At 70.0% G+C, this 19,104-nt stretch carries 13 protein-coding genes; 4 read left to right on the forward strand and 9 right to left on the reverse strand.

The genetic code is table 11. The features are described from left to right. Positions 1–28: 28 nt before the first annotated feature. Entirely contained in the window at positions 29–1,039 is a 1,011-nt protein-coding gene (locus tag AC5Y6Y_RS13905; RefSeq protein WP_473138912.1) for a MaoC family dehydratase, read from the reverse strand. A 95-nt stretch (positions 1,040–1,134) separates the two neighbouring features. On the opposite strand from AC5Y6Y_RS13905, the gene AC5Y6Y_RS13910 reads away from it, so the two are divergent. Beyond that, a complete protein-coding gene (locus AC5Y6Y_RS13910) occupies positions 1,135–2,262 on the forward strand; it encodes an acyl-CoA dehydrogenase family protein (RefSeq protein WP_473138949.1) in 1,128 nt (375 codons plus the stop codon). A gap of 9 nt (positions 2,263–2,271) precedes the next feature. On the opposite strand, the gene AC5Y6Y_RS13915 is transcribed toward AC5Y6Y_RS13910, so the two are convergent. From AC5Y6Y_RS13915 to AC5Y6Y_RS13940, 6 genes are all read right to left on the reverse strand, one after another. Next, positions 2,272–3,204, reverse strand: a complete 933-nt coding sequence (locus AC5Y6Y_RS13915) for an enoyl-CoA hydratase/isomerase family protein (protein WP_473138911.1) — start codon at positions 3,202–3,204, stop codon at positions 2,272–2,274. After that, positions 3,201–4,721, reverse strand: a complete 1,521-nt coding sequence (fadD4, locus tag AC5Y6Y_RS13920; RefSeq protein ID WP_473138910.1) for a fatty-acid--CoA ligase FadD4 — start codon at positions 4,719–4,721, stop codon at positions 3,201–3,203. Before fadD4 ends, AC5Y6Y_RS13915 begins: the two co-directional genes overlap by 4 nt. 23 nt (positions 4,722–4,744) lie before the next feature. Continuing rightward, entirely contained in the window at positions 4,745–5,971 is a 1,227-nt protein-coding gene (locus AC5Y6Y_RS13925; RefSeq protein ID WP_473138909.1) for a calcium:cation antiporter family protein, read from the reverse strand. Between the two features lie 372 nt (positions 5,972–6,343). Further along, positions 6,344–8,167: a phosphoenolpyruvate carboxykinase (GTP) gene (locus tag AC5Y6Y_RS13930; protein WP_463827992.1), complete on the reverse strand. Its 1,824-nt coding sequence runs from the start codon at positions 8,165–8,167 to the stop codon at positions 6,344–6,346. 167 nt (positions 8,168–8,334) lie between these two features. After that, positions 8,335–9,867 carry a hypothetical protein gene (locus AC5Y6Y_RS13935; RefSeq protein ID WP_473138908.1) on the reverse strand — a complete coding sequence of 511 codons (1,533 nt, stop codon included), beginning with the start codon at positions 9,865–9,867 and terminating at the stop codon, positions 8,335–8,337. Then, positions 9,864–10,883, reverse strand: a complete 1,020-nt coding sequence (locus AC5Y6Y_RS13940; RefSeq protein WP_473138907.1) for a hypothetical protein — start codon at positions 10,881–10,883, stop codon at positions 9,864–9,866. Before AC5Y6Y_RS13940 ends, AC5Y6Y_RS13935 begins: the two co-directional genes overlap by 4 nt. 98 nt (positions 10,884–10,981) lie before the next feature. Between AC5Y6Y_RS13940 and trmB the strand changes: the two genes are divergently transcribed. The 3 genes from trmB (at position 10,982) to mmpL3 (ending at position 15,346) form a co-directional block, all read left to right on the forward strand. Continuing rightward, positions 10,982–11,719, forward strand: a complete 738-nt coding sequence (gene trmB, locus AC5Y6Y_RS13945; protein ID WP_463827989.1) for a tRNA (guanosine(46)-N7)-methyltransferase TrmB — start codon at positions 10,982–10,984, stop codon at positions 11,717–11,719. Continuing rightward, positions 11,716–12,459, forward strand: coding sequence for an NYN domain-containing protein (locus tag AC5Y6Y_RS13950; protein ID WP_473138906.1), 744 nt, complete (start codon positions 11,716–11,718; stop codon positions 12,457–12,459). Before trmB ends, AC5Y6Y_RS13950 begins: the two co-directional genes overlap by 4 nt. Before the next feature lie 70 nt (positions 12,460–12,529). Continuing rightward, positions 12,530–15,346, forward strand: coding sequence for a trehalose monomycolate exporter MmpL3 (gene mmpL3 / locus AC5Y6Y_RS13955; RefSeq protein WP_463827987.1), 2,817 nt, complete (start codon positions 12,530–12,532; stop codon positions 15,344–15,346). Between the two features lie 156 nt (positions 15,347–15,502). On the opposite strand, the gene mymT is transcribed toward mmpL3, so the two are convergent. Together mymT and AC5Y6Y_RS13965 are read right to left on the reverse strand one after the other, a co-directional pair. After that, positions 15,503–15,649 (reverse strand): copper-binding metallothionein MymT, encoded by a 147-nt coding sequence (gene mymT / locus AC5Y6Y_RS13960; RefSeq protein ID WP_246398338.1) that lies wholly within the window; start codon positions 15,647–15,649, stop codon positions 15,503–15,505. Between the two features lie 119 nt (positions 15,650–15,768). Then, a complete protein-coding gene (locus tag AC5Y6Y_RS13965) occupies positions 15,769–19,080 on the reverse strand; it encodes a PE family protein (RefSeq protein ID WP_473138905.1) in 3,312 nt (1,103 codons plus the stop codon). Positions 19,081–19,104 lie beyond the last annotated feature (24 nt).

A 19,104-nucleotide genomic window follows, 5' to 3' on the forward strand; every position in this document is an offset into this window, starting at 1 on the left:
GAGGCTGGACGGTCGGCCTGCTATCCAGTCAGAAGTGCAGCGCGCTGAACCGCCAGTCCAGCACGGGCCGGTCCGGCTCGTCGGGCGCGTCGCCAGCCGCATAGACCAGCGACCGCAACCGCAACACGCCGCCGTTCGGTGTCGCCGCAGCGGATTCGACGTGCAGTTCGCTGTACAGGGTGTCGCCCTCGCGCACCGGCCCGGTGTGGTCGCAGGACTCCCAGCCCAGCACCGTGACCAGATTCGGCAGCAACCGGTTGACTTGCGCGAAGGCCAGCGCGATGGTGTGTCCCCCGTACACCAGCCGCTGTCCGCCCACCCGCGAATCATGATGCACCGCAGCAATATTGAGGGTCAACCGGGCGAGTTCCGGCGCACCGGTGACCACGTCTGCGGTGCTGTGCAGCACCGCGCCGGCGATCGCCGGATCGAAATGCGGACCGGGCACCCGGCGCCGGTAGGCCGCCCCGTCCCAGGCCTCGGTGGGACTGACGGCCGGCACCACCGGCTCGGTACCGATCGCGGACAGGTCGTCGGCCCGGTCGGTGCCCTGCCAGCCCGGGCCGGCCGGCAGCATGGCGCAGCGGTAGAAGTCCAGCACCAGCTGGTCGGCCTGGTCGATGGTGGTCATCCGCAGCGTCGCCAGCCCGGTCGGCGCGCGTCCGGGCTTGGCGGCGTTGGCGCGCAGTCCGACCACTTCGGTGCGGGTGTAGAGGGTGTCACCGATCACCGGGAACCGGTGGAACGCCAGGCCGCGGTAGAACAGGTTGGCTTTGACGCGCTGAGTCGCCAGCGTCGACTGTCCGATCGCCACGTTGCACACCAGGCTCGGGTGCGCCAGGGCAGCCGGCGCCCCGGTCACCGCGGTGCACAGGGTGCCGTCCAGCGCCAGGCGCAGCCGGTCGCCCACGATGCCCTGATGGGCAGCGGCCAGGCCGGCCGTCAGCGTCACCGACGGCGCCCAGTCGAACACCTGGCCCACCGAAAGGTCGTCGAAGAAGGCTCCACCGGACCGGATGGCCGCATACCCGTATGTCACAACGCCTCATGCTGGCAGGCTGTGCACCCGAGGGTGCACGCGGGAGGGCGGTAACGGTGAGCAACGAACCCTACGACCTGGACGACGCGGAGGCGATGCTGGTCGCCACCGTGCGGGCCTTCGTGGACCGCGACGTGAAGCCGACGGTGCGCGAGGTCGAACACGCCAACACCTACCCGGAGGCGTGGATCGAACAGATGAAGCGAATCGGCATTTACGGCCTGGCCATCGACGAGGAGTACGGCGGATCACCGGTGTCGATGCCGTGTTATGTGCTGGTCACCCAGGAGTTGGCCCGGGGTTGGATGAGCCTGGCCGGCGCGATGGGCGGGCACACGGTGGTCGCCAAGCTGCTCACCCTGTTCGGCACCGCGGAGCAGAAGCGAAAGTACCTGCCGCCGATGGCAACCGGTGAGCTGCGGGCCACTATGGCGCTCACCGAACCTGGCGGTGGTTCCGATCTGCAGAACATCGCTACCACGGCGCTGCCGGACGGCGCCGACGAGTTGGTGGTCAATGGTGCCAAGACCTGGATCTCCAATGCCCGCCGGTCCGGCCTAGTCGCGTTGCTGGCCAAGACCGATCCGCGGGCCACACCGCGGCACCGGGGCATTTCGGTGCTGCTGGTCGAGCACGGGCCGGGCCTGACGGTGTCGCGCGACCTGCCCAAGTTGGGTTACAAAGGCGTGGAGTCGTGCGAACTGTCCTTCGACGGTTACCGCACGCCTGCCTCGGCAATATTGGGTGGCGTTGCGGGACAGGGCTTTTCCCAGATGATGAAAGGCCTGGAGACGGGTCGCATCCAGGTTGCCGCCCGCGCGCTGGGCGTGGCCACCGCCGCGCTGGACGACGCGCTCGCCTACGCCCAGCAACGCGAGAGTTTCGGCCGGCCCATCTGGAAACATCAGGCCGTCGGCAACTATCTGGCCGACATGGCGACCAAACTCACCGCCGCCCGGCAACTGACCCGCTACGCCGCCGAACGCTACGACAGCGGGCAGCGCTGTGACATGGAGGCGGGCATGGCGAAGTTGTTCGCCTCCGAAGTAGCCATGGAGATCGCGTTGAACGCGGTGCGGATCCACGGCGGTTACGGCTACTCCACCGAGTACGACGTGGAACGCTACTTCCGGGACGCGCCGCTGATGATCGTCGGCGAGGGAACCAACGAGATTCAGCGCAATGTGATTGCCGCGCAGCTGGTGGCCCGCGGCGGCCTCTGAGCGGCACCGCTACGCAGCCGCGAGCTCGTCCACCAGCCCCCACGCCAGGGCGGTTTCGGCGTCGATCGTCCGGCCGGAGAGCACCAGATACGCGGTGCGCCAGCGTCCGATGCGCCGTGTGACGCTCACCGTGCCGCCGGCGCCGGGGATCAACCCCAGGCTCAGCTCCGGCAGCCCGAACACCGAATCGCGCTGCGCCACCACCCATCCGCAGAACGCGGCCATCTCCAGACCGCTGCCCAGCACCTGTCCGTGCACCTGCGCGCGGCAGGCTCGCCCGAGCCGGCCGGTCAGCTCGTCGAGCACCAGCGCCGGGTTGTGCCGGGTGCGGGCCAGGTGCGCACCGGCCGGGTCGGCGAAGGTACCGAACTCGGCGAGGTCGCCGCCGCTGCAGAACGACGGACCGTTGCCGCCCAACATGATTCCGGTGACCGAGTCATCGAGCTGTGCAACGCTGAGCGCCTCGAGCAGGGCCGCCCGGGTGTCGGTGGAGAAGGCATTGTGCCGGGCGGGCCGGTTGAAGTCGATTCGCAGTATGTCGTCTTCGCGTTGCACCGCAACCGGATCGGCGCTGTCCGGCAGTCGCGCGGGACCGCGTTCGGCAAGCCAGCGCGCGAATTCCGGACCGGCCTGCAGCGTGGAATAGGCCAGCGATTCGGTCAGCAATCCGGCCGACGTCCCGGGTTGGACGCACCGCAACACATCGTCACAGATGGTGCTTGCGTGCGGCCAGCGCGCACAGCGCGCCGCCAGTTCGGCCAGCGTGTCGGCAACCGAGTCCACGGTGACCACCCGGCGATCGGGGCAGGGATGCTCGGTCAGGGTGAAAGTCGCTGCATCGAGCCAGTATTCGTTGTCAACCGACCCGTGGGCGACGATCACACCCGGCAGCGCCGCATCGTCCGGCAGGGGGGCGCTGCGCAGGTCGACGGCCCGCATCATGAATACTTGTCGACCAGCTGGTTCTTGTAGAGCTTGCCGGTGTCGGTACGCGGCAGTGTTGCCTCGAAAGCGATCGTTCGCGGACATTTGTAGTGCGCCAATCGATCTCGTAGCCAACCGAGCAGTTCGTCAGCGAACTCATCGGTGGCGTCGGCCGGATCGACGGTCTGCACGACCGCCATCACCCGCTGGCCCATCTCGTCGTCGGGAACCCCGAACACCGCCGCGTCCAACACCTTCGGATGAGTGACCAGCAGGTTCTCCGTCTCCTGCGGATAGATATTCACCCCACCGGAGATGATCATGTGGTGTCGCCGGTCGGTCAGGTAGAGGTAGCCCTCTTCGTCGAGGTAGCCGATGTCGCCGACGGTCATCCAGCCGTGTTTGTCGCGTGAGTCAGCGGTTTTCGACGGGTCGTTGAGGTACTCGAAGGAGTACCCGCCTTCGAAATAGATTTCGCCGGGGTGGCCGGGGGGCAGTTCGGCACCGTCTTCGCCGACGATGTGCAAGGCACCCATCATGGGTTTGCCCACCGAGCCGGGATGCGTCAGCCAGTCCTCGGCGGTGATCAACGTCGAACCGATCGCCTCCGAGGAAGCGTAGTACTCGTCGACGATCGGCCCCCACCAGTCGATCATCTGCTGCTTGATCTGCACCGGGCACGGCGCGGCGGCGTGCATCACCCGTTTCAGGCTGGACAGATCGTACGAGTTACGCACGGCCTCCGGCAGTTTCAGCATCCGGACGAACATCGCCGGCACGAACTGGCCGTGGGTCACCCGGTAACGCTCGATGGCGGCCAGCGTCTGCTCGGGATCGAACTTCTCCATCACCACGGTGGTCAGTCCGGCGCCCTGCACCGTCATCGACCACACCGAGGGGGCGGTGTGGTACAGCGGCGCCGGACTCAGATACACCGTGTCGGAGTCCATCCAGAACCCGACCAGCGCCGCCATCATGCCGGGCACCTCCGCCGGCGGCAGGTGCGGCAGTTCGCGTTTGATGCCTTTGGGCCGGCCGGTGGTACCCGAGGAGTACTGCAGCAGGTCTCCTTCGATCTCGTCGTCGATCGGTGAATCCGGTTGCTCTGCAACGCATTCCGGGTATCGCTGCCAGCCGTCCAGATCGGTGTCCGCGATCAGCAGCAGACCGGGGAGGCCGCCGGGCAGGTGGTCGCCGAGCCCGGCGCAGGTCTCCCGCAGCGCGGCGGAGCCGATGATGGCTTTGGCGTTGCTGTTGTCGACGATGTAGGCCGCCTCGGCGGCGGTCAGATGGGTGTTGATCGGCACGTAGTACAGCCCGCTGCGGCGCGCCGCCCACATCACCGCGTGCAGGTGTTCGTTGTTCTCCATCAGGATCGCCACCGCGTCGCCTTCGCGCAGCCCCGCCTGACGGAAGGCGTGCGCCAGCCGGTTGGCGCGCGCTTCGAGTTCGCCGAACGTCACCACCGTGCCCGACGGATGCAGGATGACGGCCGGTTTGCCGGGATGTGCCTGTGCGTGCGGACGAATCTGCATGGGCCGACTTTACGACCCGGCCGTCACGCCCTGGCGAACGGCGCTCGCAGCGTGGGAATCAACTGGCGCCGGTGCACGACCAGCCCAGCGACAGCCACTGCGGCGTAGACGCCGCTGAGCACCAACCGGCCTTCGGTTGACGGGACCGCGAATTGCACCAGGAACAGCGCCAGCAGTGCCCATGCCAGGCGTCGGTGGAAGCGCAGCGCCAGCAGCAACGCCACACCCATCAGGGTCTGCGTCACGGTCAGCAGCATCTCCTCGATCTGCCGGGCGTCCAGCACCAGCGCGGATCCGCCGCCGCCGGCCAGGTGGGCGATGGGCAGCGAGCCGACCAGCAGCGTCCACTGGTTGACTTTCGACGAGATCAGCGTCGCGATGGCCACCGTGCCTTTGCCGCGGGCCGCGAAGATGATCGCGATCACGAACTCCGGTGCTTCGGAAGCCAGCGGCGCCAGCCACTGCACCAGCAGGAACCGGTCGACCCCCAGATCGGTGCCGGCCCCGATCAGGCTCTCGGCGAACGGCTGCGCACAGGCCAGGATCACCATGGCGGCGAAGACGAAGATCGCGACCACACCACCGCGACGGGCGCGGTGCGGCAACGCGGCCAGGGCCGCGGCCGTCCCGATCAGCTCGGGCTCCTCGACCTCGCCGCGGCTGAGTTTGTAGAGGTAGAACCCGAACCAGGCCAGCAACGCCAGGCCGAGCGTGAGGGAGATGCGACCGGTCGCCGGCACGATCGCCGCGACCACGCCGGCGATCAGCAGGAAGCCGAGCTCGACCCGGTTTCCGCGCCCCAGGGTCAGGGCGGCCGCCTTGTGTCCGCTCACCCGGCGGGCCACCCAGAGCCCCAGCAGCACCACGACCGGCCAGCCCAGGCCCATCAGCAGCCGGTTGGATCCCGTCATGTTGGCCGCCGCGTACTGCGCGTACTCCGCGTGCGATCCGGACCGGTACGCGTAGTAGAGGTCGACGGCGTATTCCGGCAACACCGCGATCAGGGCGAGGACGGCGACGGCCAGCCCGCCGGAGACATCGACCTGCGCGGCTTCGGCTGCCCAGGCGAGCAGAAAGCTCGCCGCGACCACCGCCGCGCCGTAGATCACCAACGCGATGACCGGGGTCGGGTGCAGTCCGACGAAGCGGACCACCAGCGCCGGGGCGATGAACGCCAGGGTGAGGAGCAGCGAACGCAGCAGCGTGTCCGCGGGTGTCCGGGTCTTGCGGCGTTCGGCCAGCAGGGTCATGCGGGTGGTTCCTTCGGTTCGGCGGTTGGATGGCCTGGCCGAAGGTCTCGTTCGCCGGAAAACTCTCCGGTGGATGACCGGGCGCCCCTGAAAGCTGAAATCGCCAGTATGTCGACCATCCGCCGCCGCCGGCCGAGGCCGACGAACTGGAACTACTCCCCTTCGATGTCTTAGACGGTAACCCGGTTCTCAGCACATGGCAACTTAGCGAGGCTACGATTTTCGAACAAAGGGTCGCCTTATATCTGCTGATCAAGCCGCCATATCGATTAGTTCGGCCGCCCGAAACAATAAATATGGCAAACCACCATGGAAGCAAGAAAGCAAAAGCCCCGCCACAGGGGTGCGACGGGGCTTCGTGCCTTCAAGCGATCAGGCCTGCGACAAACGCTCCTTCAGGGCGTCGAACTCGTCCTTGACGCCCGTCGGCAGCTTCTCGCCGACGAACTCCAGCCACTCTTCGATCAGCGGCAGTTCCTCGCGCCACTCGTCGGCGTTGACCGCCAGGGCAGCCGCCACGTCACCGGCGTCGACGTCCAGACCGTCCAGGTCCAAGTCCTCAGCAGCCGGGACCGTGCCGATCGGGGTGGTCTTGCCACCCGCCGTGTGCTCGATCCGGTCCACGATCCACTTCAGCACCCGGCTGTTCTCGCCGAAGCCCGGCCACAGGAAGCGGCCGTCGTCGCCGCGGCGGAACCAGTTGACGAAGAAGATCTTCGGCAGCTTGGATTCGTCGGCGTTCTTGCCCAGATCGATCCAGTGCTGGAAGTAGTCGCCCACGTTGTAGCCCAGGAACGGCAGCATGGCCATCGGGTCGCGGCGCACGTTGCCGACCTTGCCCTCGGCGGCGGCGGTTTGCTCGCTGCCCAGGGTGGCGCCGATGAACACGCCGTGCTGCCAGTCGCGGGCTTCGGTGACCAGCGGCACCGTCGTCTTGCGGCGGCCGCCGAACAGGATGCCGGAGATCGGCACGCCCTGCGGGTCGTCCCACTCTGGCGCCAGGATCGGGCACTGCGACATCGGGGTGCAGTACCGGGAGTTGGGGTGCGCGGCCTTCTCGCCGTTGCCCGGCGTCCAGTCGCGGCCCTTCCAGTCGATCAGGTGCTGCGGGTCGCCTTCCAGGCCCTCCCACCACACGTCGCCGTCGTCGGTCAGCGCGACGTTGGTGAACACCGTGTTGCCGCCTTCGATGGTGCGCATGGCGTTCGGGTTGGAGTTCCAGTTGGTGCCCGGCGCCACGCCGAAGAAACCGAACTCGGGGTTGACGGCATACAGCCGGCCGTCCTTGCCGAACCGCATCCAGGCGATGTCGTCACCCAGGGTCTCGGCGCGCCAACCCGGGATGGTCGGCTGCAGCATGGCCAGGTTGGTCTTGCCGCACGCCGACGGGAACGCCGCGGCGAAGTAGTACGCCTTGTTCTCCGGGGAGATCAGCTTGAGGATCAGCATGTGCTCGGCCAGCCAGCCCTCGTCGTGGGCCATCGCCGACGCGATCCGCAGCGAGTAGCACTTCTTGCCCAGCAGCGCGTTGCCGCCGTAGCCCGAGCCGTAGCTCCAGATCTCGCGGGTCTCCGGGAAGTGGGTGATGTACTTCGTCTCGTTGCACGGCCACGGGACGTCCTTGGCGCCGTCTTCCAGCGGCGCACCCACCGAGTGCAGCGCCTTGACGAAGAAGCCGTCGTCGCCGATCTTCTCCAGCGCGGCGGTGCCCATCCGGGTCATGGTGCGCATGGAGACGACGACGTACTCGGAGTCGGTGATCTCCACACCCAGCTTGGGGTCCTCGGCGCCGAGCGGACCCATGCAGAACGGGACCACGTACATGGTGCGGCCGCGCATCGAACCGCGGTACAGGTCCTTCATCAGCGACCGCATTTCGGCCGGGTCTTTCCAGTTGTTGGTGGGGCCGGCGTCGACTTCGCGCTCCGAACAGATGAAGGTCCGGGACTCCACCCGGGCGACGTCGGACGGGTCCGACAGCGCCAGGAACGAGTTCGGGTGCTTGTCCGGGTTGAGCCGGGTGAACGTGCCCGCCTCGACCAGCTGGTCGGACAGCCGCTTGAACTCCTCGTCGGACCCGTCGGTGAACACCACCCGATCGGGCTGGGTCAGCTCGGCGACCTCCTCGACCCAGGACAGCAGCCCTTGATGGTTGGTGGGTGCGGTGTCCAGGCCGGGGATGGTCGCTGAGGTCATCGAACTCTCCTGAATTCTGCGGTTCGGTATTCGTCGGTTCCAGAGAGTGCGCGCTCGACACGCACACTTAACGCTTTCTTATACAGATTAACGCGCATCACTTGTCGGGTAAGTCCCAGGAGGGTATAAGCCTGCTCACAAGACCGATTCAGAAGATACCGGCCCGGTCAGTCGGAGTTACTATCCGGCTTCGGCCGCGACGGGCCCGCTGGGCCGGGCACGCGGGGACGCGAGCCATTGCGCGGCGCCACCGATTCGCCCAGTTCGGTCCGCACCGCGTCCAGCGCCGCCTGCACGGTCGGTTTCTCCCGGTCACGCGCCGCGGCGGCCCGGGCCGCGGCCAGCGCGTGTTCCCGCAACTCGCCGTCGATCACGCTGACCTGTTCGTTCACCCGGGCATTCTCGACTTCGTCGCGGGCGGCGGCAGCACTGGTCAGCAGCGATTCGCCGACCAGCACCCGACTGGACACCAGCTGCTCCAGCACCGACCGCAGCGACGACGCCGCCTCCCCCGCCCAGCGGTCCAGCGCGTTGCGATCGCCCAGCAACGCCCGGATGTGCACCACCCAGACGGTCATCGCCAATCCGAGCGCGACGCACGCCGCGACGCCGCCGGCCAGATAGGCCGGGTGCAGCCGCGGGGCCAGACCGGTCACCAGCCGGCTCAGCGTCAGCGCCACGCCGAGGCCGAACACCACGCCGAACACCATCATCAGCCGGGTCTCCAGCTGTCGCGCTTTGCGTTGCGCAGGCGGAATCGGGACCGGCGGCAGCTCGAGGGGCATTAACTCCAGCGGCAGGCCCGCCGTCCGCGCGATCTCGGCGAGATCGGCGTCGACGGCCGCGCCGACCTCGGCGACCACGTCCTCGAAGCGGTGCCGCGCGTCCTCCTCGACACCGGTCATCGCCCGGCGCGGCAGGCCCGCGATGTCCTCCTGCAACTCGGTGCGCACCGACGAACTGCGGGCGCGGGCCAGATACGACAGCTGCACGCGGGCCTGCTGCAGCTGACCGCGCAGCGTGATCATCCGCTCGGATTTCGTTTCCCGGCGTTGCCGCAACACCGCGCTGCGCTCGTCGCGCAACGAATCGACGCGGGCCCGGCGCCCGGCGCCGTCGGCGTCCCGGTCGAAGCGCTGGGCAGCCTTCTGCAACCGGGACTCCCACGCCCGCAACCGATTTCGGCGGGTAACGTCGGGATCAGCCAGCTGCGCGCGGACCGTCGCGATCAGTTCGTCGACGTGCGGCTCGCCCACATCGGGCACCGCGGCCACCCCTATCCAGGGCACCCGGGCATAGCGCCGCGCGTGCCGGGTCAGCTTCTTCGCGTTCGCGGCCAGCACGTCGCGCCACGCATAGTGCACGTCGATCTTGGTGACCACCGCCACCACCACGTCGGTGTTCTCGGCGGCGGCATCGAGCAGCGTGCAGTCGGACTCGGTCACCGGGGCCGCCGCCGACACCACGAAGACCACCGCCCTGGGCGCGGCGCCGGGCGCCAGCTCCGCGGATTCGACGAAGGTGTGCTCGGGCAGCCGCTCGCGTAGTGCGGTGGCCACCCCGGTCACCCCGGCCAGCCAGGGACCGGTCACCAGCACCACGTCGCGACGGTTGACCACCGGTGCATCCAGATTCGACCCGATGGACGTCACCAGGGCGTCGACGTCGGCGACCGGATCGTCGCGTGCCGCGCCGGTCATCGCGACTCCCGGGGCACCGCGCCGCCGCTGCGCGACCACAGCCGAAGCGAGCCTCTGGCGATGTCCGCCGCGCACGCACCGTGCGGCCCAGCGCGGTGCCGTTGCCAGTGCACCGCCCGCGCCAGCGGCGCCTCCGGGCCGGCAGCCTGGCCGGCGGCGGTGACAACGTCCAGGGCGGCCGCCATCCGGGCGATCACCGTCTCGTCGCGGGTCAGAAAGTCCCCCACGGCCGGGTCGGAAACGGCCAGCGCCTCCAGTTCGGTGACCGCGTCCAGCACCCGCCGGTACCGCACCGCGGCGCCGGCGCTCAGCAGCCGCTCGAGCACCGCGTCCACTCCGCTGACCCGGCGCCACAGCGCCCGCACCTGCGCCGCACCGGCGCCCTGCCGCAGCGCCGCCACGCCCAGCGCGATCCCGAACAGGTCCAACACCCGCAGCAACTGCGTTCGCACCGCGACCGGCACGGGCAGCTGTGCTCCCAGGAACCCGTCGAAGGACCCGTCCAGGCAGCTGAGGCCACCGGGATGGGCGGCCAGCGTCCGTAACGCCGCCCAGCACCGGGTGTCCAGGTCGTCCAGCGCCGCGACGGCGAGCAGCCCGCACATCGGCAACACCGGCACTCCGACGTGGTCGGCCAGCCGGTCGCAACGCGCTTCCACCCGGGCGTCCCCGGCCAGGCGCAGCACGTCGGCCTTGGTCAGCACCACCAGCGCCGGGCTCGTTCGGTCCTCGGGTTTGACGACGTCGGCGATCACCTGAACCACCAGGTCCGCGCTGCGTCCGGCCGCTACCACCGAGATGCCCGACGCCCGGTCCAGCGCACGTGCCACCGTGCGGGCCCCGACACCCGGGCGGCCGCGGACGGCTACCCGCAACGGCGCGCCGGCCTGCTCGGCGAGCGCCCTGATCCGCTGGTCAGTGGCCTGCCGCGCGTACCGCGTCAGCTCGTCGACGAAAATGTGCGGCTCCTGTCCCCTGCTTTTCCCGCTCCTCGCGATCCCACCGAATGGTGGCATCCCCGTCGCCGGCCCGCGAGCCAGGTGTCCCCGCTGTTACCAGCCGAAGGCAACTGTTGGGTATCAATCTGGACCAGAGGCGGCTACACCTATCGATCATGAGCCACCATGGACAAATGCACGCGCAACCCAGGGTGGGGCTACGGCCCGACACGCCCTGGGGCTATCTCCCGCCCACGAGTTTCCGGTCGCGGCGGTCGGCCCTGTCCCACGCCCAGCGCGAAACCTGGGAGCGGCGCTGGCCGGAGTTGGGCCGGCAGGCCGACGAGCCGCTGGACATCCGCTCCTGGTTCGGCCGGGACGCGCCGCTGGTGCTCGAAATCGGGTGCGGCAGCGGGACATCGACGCTGGCGATGGCGCAAGCCGAGCCCGACATCGACGTGATCGCGGTGGAGATCTATCGCCGCGGCCTGGCCCAGCTGCTGTGCGCGATCGACGATGCCGGCGTCGAGAACATCCGGCTGATCCGCGGAAACGGCGTCGACGTGCTCAAAGACCTGATCGCCCCGGCATCGCTGACCGGCGTGCGGGTCTTTTTCCCGGACCCGTGGCCCAAGGCCCGCCACCACAAGCGGCGCCTGCTTCAGCCGGGCACGGTTGCTCTGATCGCGGACCGGTTACTCCCCGGTGGTGTCCTGCATGTCGCGACGGATCACCCTGGCTACGCCGAGCACATCGCCGCCCTCGCTCCCGCACCGCACCTCGTCCGCGTCGACCCCGGCTCCGAATACCTGCCGATCTCCGTGGTTCGGCCCATGACCAAGTACGAGACGAAGGCCCAGGAAGCGGGCAGCAGCGTCTGCGAGTTCGTATGGAAGAAGCCCGAAATCAGATGAGCCTCAGCGAAGACGTCGGCACCGCCGCGTCGGAAACCCTGGACCGCCCGATGCTGGCGGCGGGAGATCTGGCGCAGGAAGGGTTGGCCGGCTTCACCGACCCCACCCCACAGCGGGTCCAGCGGGTGCTGCTGGTGTGGGACGCGCCCAACCTCGACATGGGTCTGGGTTCCATCCTGGGCCGTCGGCCGACCGGGGTGGAACGGCCCCGGTTCGACGCGCTGGGCCGCTGGCTGCTGGCCCGCACCGCCGACGTCTCGGCGCAGACACCCGATGTCCGGGTCGTCCCCGAGGCGACCGTGTTCACCAACATCGCACCCGGCAGCGCCGAGGTGGTCCGGCCCTGGGTGGACGCGCTGCGCAACGTCGGATTCGCCGTCTTCGCCAAACCCAAGATCGACGAAGACAGCGACGTCGACCGCGACATGCTGGAGCACATCGAGCTGCGCTACCGCGAAGGACTCGCGGCGCTGATGGTGGCCTCCGCCGACGGCCAGGCCTTTCGGTTACCGCTCGAGGAGGTGGCGCGCGGCGGAACCCCTGTTCACGTGCTTGGATTTCGTGAACACGCTAGTTGGGCGCTAGCGTCGGATAGCTTGGAGTTCGTCGACCTGGAGGACATCGCAGGTGTGTTCCGGGAGCCACTGCCGCGGATCGGCCTGGATTCGCTACCCGAGCAGGGAGCATGGTTGCAGCCGTTCCGGCCGCTGTCCTCGCTGTTGACCTCGCGTGTGACGTGATGAGGGTCTGACAATAAAAGAGCAGTGCACAGCAATGCGCGGGTCGCTACAGATCCAGTAAGGAGCTTAAGTGTTCGCCTGGTGGGGTCGAACTGTGTACCGATTGCGCTACATCGTAATCGGGGTCACGGTCGCGTTGTGCCTGGGCGGCGGCATTTTCGGGCTCAGCCTCGGCAAGCACGTCACGCAGAGTGGTTTCTACGACGACGGCAGCCAGTCGGTCAAGGCGTCGATCCTTGGTGACAAGGTCTACGGCCGCGACCGGACCGGACACATCGTCGCGATCTTCAAGGCTCCGGACGGCAAGACGGTCAACGACCCGGCCTGGTCGAAGAAGATCACCGACGAGCTGAACAAGTTCGTCGCCGACCATCCCAAAGAGGTGTTCGGCTGGGCCGGGTATCTGCGCTCCCCGGACAACACCAGCCCGGTCATCAAGGGCATGGCCACCGACGACAAGCACTACACCTTCGTGTCGATCCCGCTGAACGGCGACGACGACGACACCATCCTGACCAATTACAAGACCATCGAACCCGCGCTGCAGAAACTCGACGGCGGCACCGTCCAGTTGGCCGGCCTGCAACCGATCGCCAGCGCCCTGACCGGCACCATCGCCACCGACCAGCGGCGCATGGAAGTGCTGGCGCTACCCCTGGTCGCGGTGGTGTTGTTCCTGGTGTTCGGTGGCGCCGTCGCGGCGTGCCTGCCGGTGATGGTCGGCGGTCTGAGCATCGCCGGCTCGCTGGGCATCCTGCGGTTGATCGCGATGTTCGGGCCGGTGCACTTCTTCGCCCAACCGGTGGTCTCGCTGATCGGTCTGGGTATCGCAGTGGACTACGGGCTGTTCGTGGTGAGCCGCTTCCGCGAGGAGATCGCCGAGGGCTACGACACCGAGACCGCGGTGCGCCGCACCGTGATGACGGCCGGGCGGACAGTGGTGTTCTCGGCGGTGCTCATCGCCGCCTCAGGCGCCAGCCTGCTGTTGTTGCCGCAGGGCTTCGTGAAGTCGCTGACCTATGCCCTGATCACGGCGGTCACCCTGGCCGCGATCCTGTCCATCACGCTGCTGCCGGCCTGCCTGGGTGTGCTGGGCAAGCACGTCGACGCCCTGGGGGTGCGGACCGCGTTCCGGGTGCCGTTCCTGCGCAACTGGAAGGTGTCGCGGGCCTACCTGAACTGGCTGGCCGACCGGCTGCAGAAGACCAAGACGCGTGAGGAGGTCGAGGCCGGCTTCTGGGGCAAGCTGACGAACTTCGTGATGAAACGCCCGCTGGCCTTCGCCATCCCGATCGTGGTCGGGATGATCCTGCTGATCATCCCGCTGGGCAATATGTCACTGGGCGGCATGAGCGAGAAGTACCTGCCGCCGAACAACGCGGCGCGCCAGGCCCAGGAGCACTTCGACCAACTCTTCCCCGGCTACCGCACCAACCCGCTGACGTTGGTGATCCAGTCGGAGAACCATCAGCCGGTCACCGACCAGCAGGTCGCCGACATCCGCGCCAAGGCCATGTCGATCAGCGGTTTCATCGAGCAGGACAACAACCCGGCCAACATGTGGCAGGAACGCCCGCAGGCGCCGGGCGGCACCAAGGACCCGTCGGTGCGGGTGCTGCAGAACGCCCTGACCAATCCGGCCGATTCGGCCCGGAAGCTGGGCGAGCTGCGGTCGATCACCCCACCCAAGGGCATCGACATCTACGTCGGCGGCACACCCGCGCTGGAGCAGGATTCGATCCACAGCCTGGTGGACCGGGCGCCGCTGATGGTGATCGTGCTGATCACCACCACCATGCTGTTGATGTTCCTGGCGTTCGGTTCGGTGGTGCTGCCGATCAAGGCCGCGGTGATGAGCGTGCTGACGCTCGGTTCCACCATGGGCATCCTGACTTGGATCTTCATCGACGGGCACGGCGCCGGTCTGCTCAATTTCACGCCCACCCCGCTGATGGTGGTGATCATCGCGCTGGTGGTCGCTGTCGGTTACGGCCTGGCCACCGACTATGAGGTGTTCCTGGTGTCCCGCATGGTCGAGGCCCGGGAGAACGGCATGTCCACCCAGGAGTCGATCCGGATCGGCACCGCCACCACCGGGCGGTTGATCACCGCGGCCGCGTTGGTTCTCGCCGTGGTGGCCGGGTCGTTCGTGTTCTCCGACCTGGTGATGATGAAGTACCTGGCGTTCGGGTTGATGGCGGCGTTGTTGTTGGACGCGACCGTGGTCCGGATGTTCCTGGTGCCCTCGGTGATGAAGCTGCTCGGCGACGACTGCTGGTGGGCGCCGCGCTGGATGCGCCGCCTGCAGACCCGCATCGGTTTGGGTGAGATCCAGCTGCCCGACGAGCGCAAGCGACCCCCTAACGCCGGTCGCGGCCCACGGCCGCCGGTGACGGCCGGCCTGGTGGCTGCGACGCCGCGGGCCCCGCACGACCCCACCCATCCGGCGCCGTTGCCCCGGCCCGCGCGTCCGGAGCTGACGTCCGACGGGCCGGCCTCCACGAGCAGTCCGCAGGTCCCGGTCCGGTCCGGGCAGACCGCAGGCCAGCCGCAGAACACGCGGAACGGCCCCGCCCCGACCCCCCGGGGGCCGGCACCCAAGAACGCGGCGCCGAAGAATGCCGCGCCGAAACCGCCGACCCCGTCGACCGGTGCGACCAACAAGATGCCCATCGCGGGTAGCCGGCCCGACGCGCCGGAGGATTCGGACAAGACCGCTGCCATACCCGCACAGCGGCCCGACGCCGACGCCGAGACGGCCACCGAGAAGCTCAACGCCCGCGGCATCCAGGACGACGATGCGGTGGACGGGCGCCAGCGTCGCCGCGGCGGCGGGGGCGGATTGTCGGCCCAGGATCTGCTGCGCCGCGAAGGCCGCCGGATCTAGCCGTTCGATTCTCCGGTCGTTCGCCGAGCGTCCGCAGAATGCCGCTCACACCGGCGTTTTGACGCACCTGTGAGGACGCTCGGCGCCTTACACGTGTTGACCGGGCGCACGTTCGGGTGCGCAGGGGCGACCCGAACGCACGCCCGGAAGTGGTGACTACTGCACCGGCACCAGCGCTTCGCCGCACGTGCAGCGATACGGCTCGGTGGCCCCGGAGCAGTGGCACGGGACCTCGACGCGAACGCGACAACCGCAACCCTCGTGGCCGCAGGTCAGCTCGGTTCCAGCTTCGTGAGTTGTCATTCGATATCACCTCATCTTCGGGACATAAACGGAGGGGGAACCTCCGCCCCGTCAGTGTATACCCCATAGGGGTATCCGGTAAAGGACGTTGACTGCCCCGGTAAGGCGAACTTCGCGGATCAGCCGTTCTGGCCGCTAGCGCCGCCGAGGCCGCTCGCGCCGCCGAGACCACCCGGGTCGGTGCCGACGCCGCCGTAGCCGCCGATGCCGCCCCCGCCGCCGAGACCGCCTGCCGCACCGTCCCCGGTGCCGCCGTCGCCACCGTCGCCGCCCAGCCCGCCGGGGCCGCCATTGCCGCCGTTGCCGGTGCCGGCGGAATGCCCGCCCGCGCCGCCGCTGCCACCCACGCCGCCGCCACCGCCGTTGCCGCCGCCCTGGCCGTTCACGACTCCGTCGCCGCCGTCGCCGCCGTCGCCACCATTGCCGCCGAGACCGCCTACGCCGCCATCGCCATTGCCGGTTGCGCCACCACCGAGTCCGCCGGTGCCGCCCGGTCCACCCTTGCCGCCCGCCTGGCCCGCTCCGCCGGTCGCCCCGGCGCCGCCGTGACCGCCCGGACCGCCCTGGCCGGCATCGGCGTTGAAGTACCCCGGCCCGCCGATGCCGCCGGTGCCGCCCAGCCCGCCAGCGCCTCCACCACCCTGTTGGCCCGCGGTGCCCGAACCCGAGCCGGGTTGCCCGAAACCACCGCCGTCGCCGCCCTGGCCGCCGACACCGCCGGTCTTACCCGAGTCGCTGCCGTCGTTGTAACCGCCGTAGCCACCGACACCGCCCCGGCCGCCCTGACCGCCGCTGCCGCCGTTGCCGTTGGCGGCGCCGACGGGCGCGGCACCGCCCTCGCCGCCGGAACCGCCCAGGCCACCGGCACCACCGGCGAATCCGGTTTGGTCGCTGCCGCCGCTGCCGCCGTAGCCGCCCACACCTCCGAGGCCGCCCTGACCCCCGTTACCGGCAGCGGCACCACCCGGTCCCGGCGTGCCGCCGGTGCCACCGGTGCCACCGACACCACCCGCCCAACCATCCGTCGAGTCACCGGTATCTCCGTAGCCGCCCTGACCTCCGATGCCGCCGTCACCACCGTTCCCGCCGAGGGCACCGGCACCCGGGTTGCCGCCGGTGCCCCCGGTGCCGCCCATGCCGCCCTGGGCGCCGACGGATTCCTTACCCGTACCGCCGTAACCGCCACCGCCGCCGACGCCACCGGTGCCGCCGTCTCCGCCCAGCGCCGCGGTACCACCGGTGCCCGGGTCACCGCCGGTGCCGCCGGTGCCGCCGGCGCCACCCGCCGAGCCGTTCTGCTGGTAATCGCCGGGTCCGCCATAGCCGCCGCCACCGCCGGTACCGCCGGCGCCACCAGTGCCGGCCGTGCCACCGGTGCCACTGTTGCCGCCGTCGCCACCGTTGCCACCCTCACCGCCGGTACCGCCGGGTTGATTGATCTTGCCGGCGCCGCCGAAGCCGCCCTGACCGCCCTCACCGCCGGTGCCACCGGAGCCCCAGGCCATCTGGCTGCCGTCCCCGGAGGTACCGCCGGCCGCGGCGTTTCCGCCGTTGCCGCCGTTGCCGCCCTTACCGCCGGTGGTGTGTTCGCTGTTGCCGCCGTATCCGCCGTCACCGCCGTACCCGCCGTCACCGCCGTAGCCGCCGTAATTGCTGGACCCGGCGATCGCGTCGCCGCCGACGCCGCCGTCCCCACCGACTCCGCCGTCCCCTCCGATTCCGGCGTTGGCGCTGCTGCCGGGGCCTCCACCGCTCCAGCCGCCGCTGCCACCCTGGCCGGCGTCACCGCCGTACCCGCCCTGACCGCCGCCGGAGCCGGTGTCGGCGGTTCCGGAGCCGCCTTTGCCACCGTCACCGCCGACACCGCCGCGGCCACCGTCGCCGTTGACCCCGCCGAGGGTGGCGCCGCCACCCCGGCCGCCGTCACCACCCATGCCGCCTTCGCCGCCCGCGCGGCCGGTGCCGTCCGCCCCCGCGGCACCACCGCCGCCGGCGCCACCTACACCGCCCACGCCGCCGGTCCCCACGCTGCCGCCGGTGCCGCCCTTGCCGGCCAGGCCGTTCTGGCCACCGGTCCCGCCGTCACCACCGTTGCCGCCGGCTCCGGGGCCGCTGCCGGTGTCGGCCGCGCCGCTGCCGCCGTCGCCGCCGTCGCCGCCGACGCCACCGGTGCCACCGCTGCCGTTCGTGCCACCGGCGCCACTGTTGCCGCCGGTTCCACCCCACCCGCCGGCCGCGCCGTTGGTACCCGTACCGCCCGAACCGGCAGCCGCGCTGAGGCCGGCCCCACCCTGTCCGCCGGTGCCACCCTGCCCGCCCGTGCCGTAGACGCCTACCGTCCCGCCGCTGCCACCGGTTCCGGCGGCTCCACCTGCGGCGGCATTGCCACCGTCGCCGCCTTTGCCGCCGACGGTGGCGCCGCTGCCGGTGTCTGCCGCACCCTGTCCACCGGAGCCACCCATTCCGCCGTCACCGCCGCGCCCGCCGTCACCGTTCGCTGCGCCCGATCCGGCATTGCCGCCGTCACCGCCCAGGCCGCCGGCACCGCCGGCTGCGCCCTGCTGGCCGGTGAGGCCGGTACCCCCCTTGCCGCCGGCGCCCCCGATGCCGCCATCACCACCGGCGCCGTTGTGGCCGAAGTGTCCGGCGGTGCCGCCGTTCCCACCGGCACCCGCGGCCCCGCCCGCGCCACCCTGCTGCCCGGTCGCGCCCGCGCCGCCTTGGCCGCCGTCGCCACCGGCACCGCCGGCCCCGGCGTGACCCTGCATGCCGGCATTGCCGCCGGCGCCCCCGTTGCCGCCCGCACCGCCGACGGCGCCGGCCAGGCCCGCGACGCCCGTCCCGCCCATGCCACCGGCCCCGCCGTTGCCGCCCAGCGAGCCGCCATTGCCGCCGGCGCCGCCGGCGCCGCCCGGTCCGCCGAACCCGCCGAAGCCCCCATTGCCGAGCAGGCCTGCCGACCCGCCGGCACCGCCGACGGCGCCCACATTCGTGCTGTTCCCGCCGTTGCCGCCGCTGCCGTAGATGATGCCGCCGGGACCGCCGGCGGTGCCCACCCCGTTGACGGTCATCCCGTCGGCGCCGTTACCGATCAACGGGCGACCCAGCACCGCGTTGGTGGGGGCGTTGATCAGGCCGAGCAGTCCTCTGTTGGCGTTTTCGGCGGACAGGTACGCGTTCGAGGTGGCGTACAGGGTGGCGGTGAACTGATCATGGAACGCGCCCATCTGCCGGGCCAGCTCCTGGTAGCCCACCGCGTGCTGGGAGAACAGCGCCGCGACGGCCTCGGACACCTCGTCGGCCGCCGCGCTGGCCACGGCGGTCGTGGTCGCCGCAGCGGTCGCGTTACCACTGGCGAGCAGGGCGCCGAGGCCCTCCAATTCGGCTGCCACCGAGGTGAGGAGCTGGGGTGAAACCAGTGCGTACGTCAACGGGCACCTCGCTGTGGTAACGCG

The organism is Mycobacterium sp. NGS24 (genome assembly GCF_059813065.1).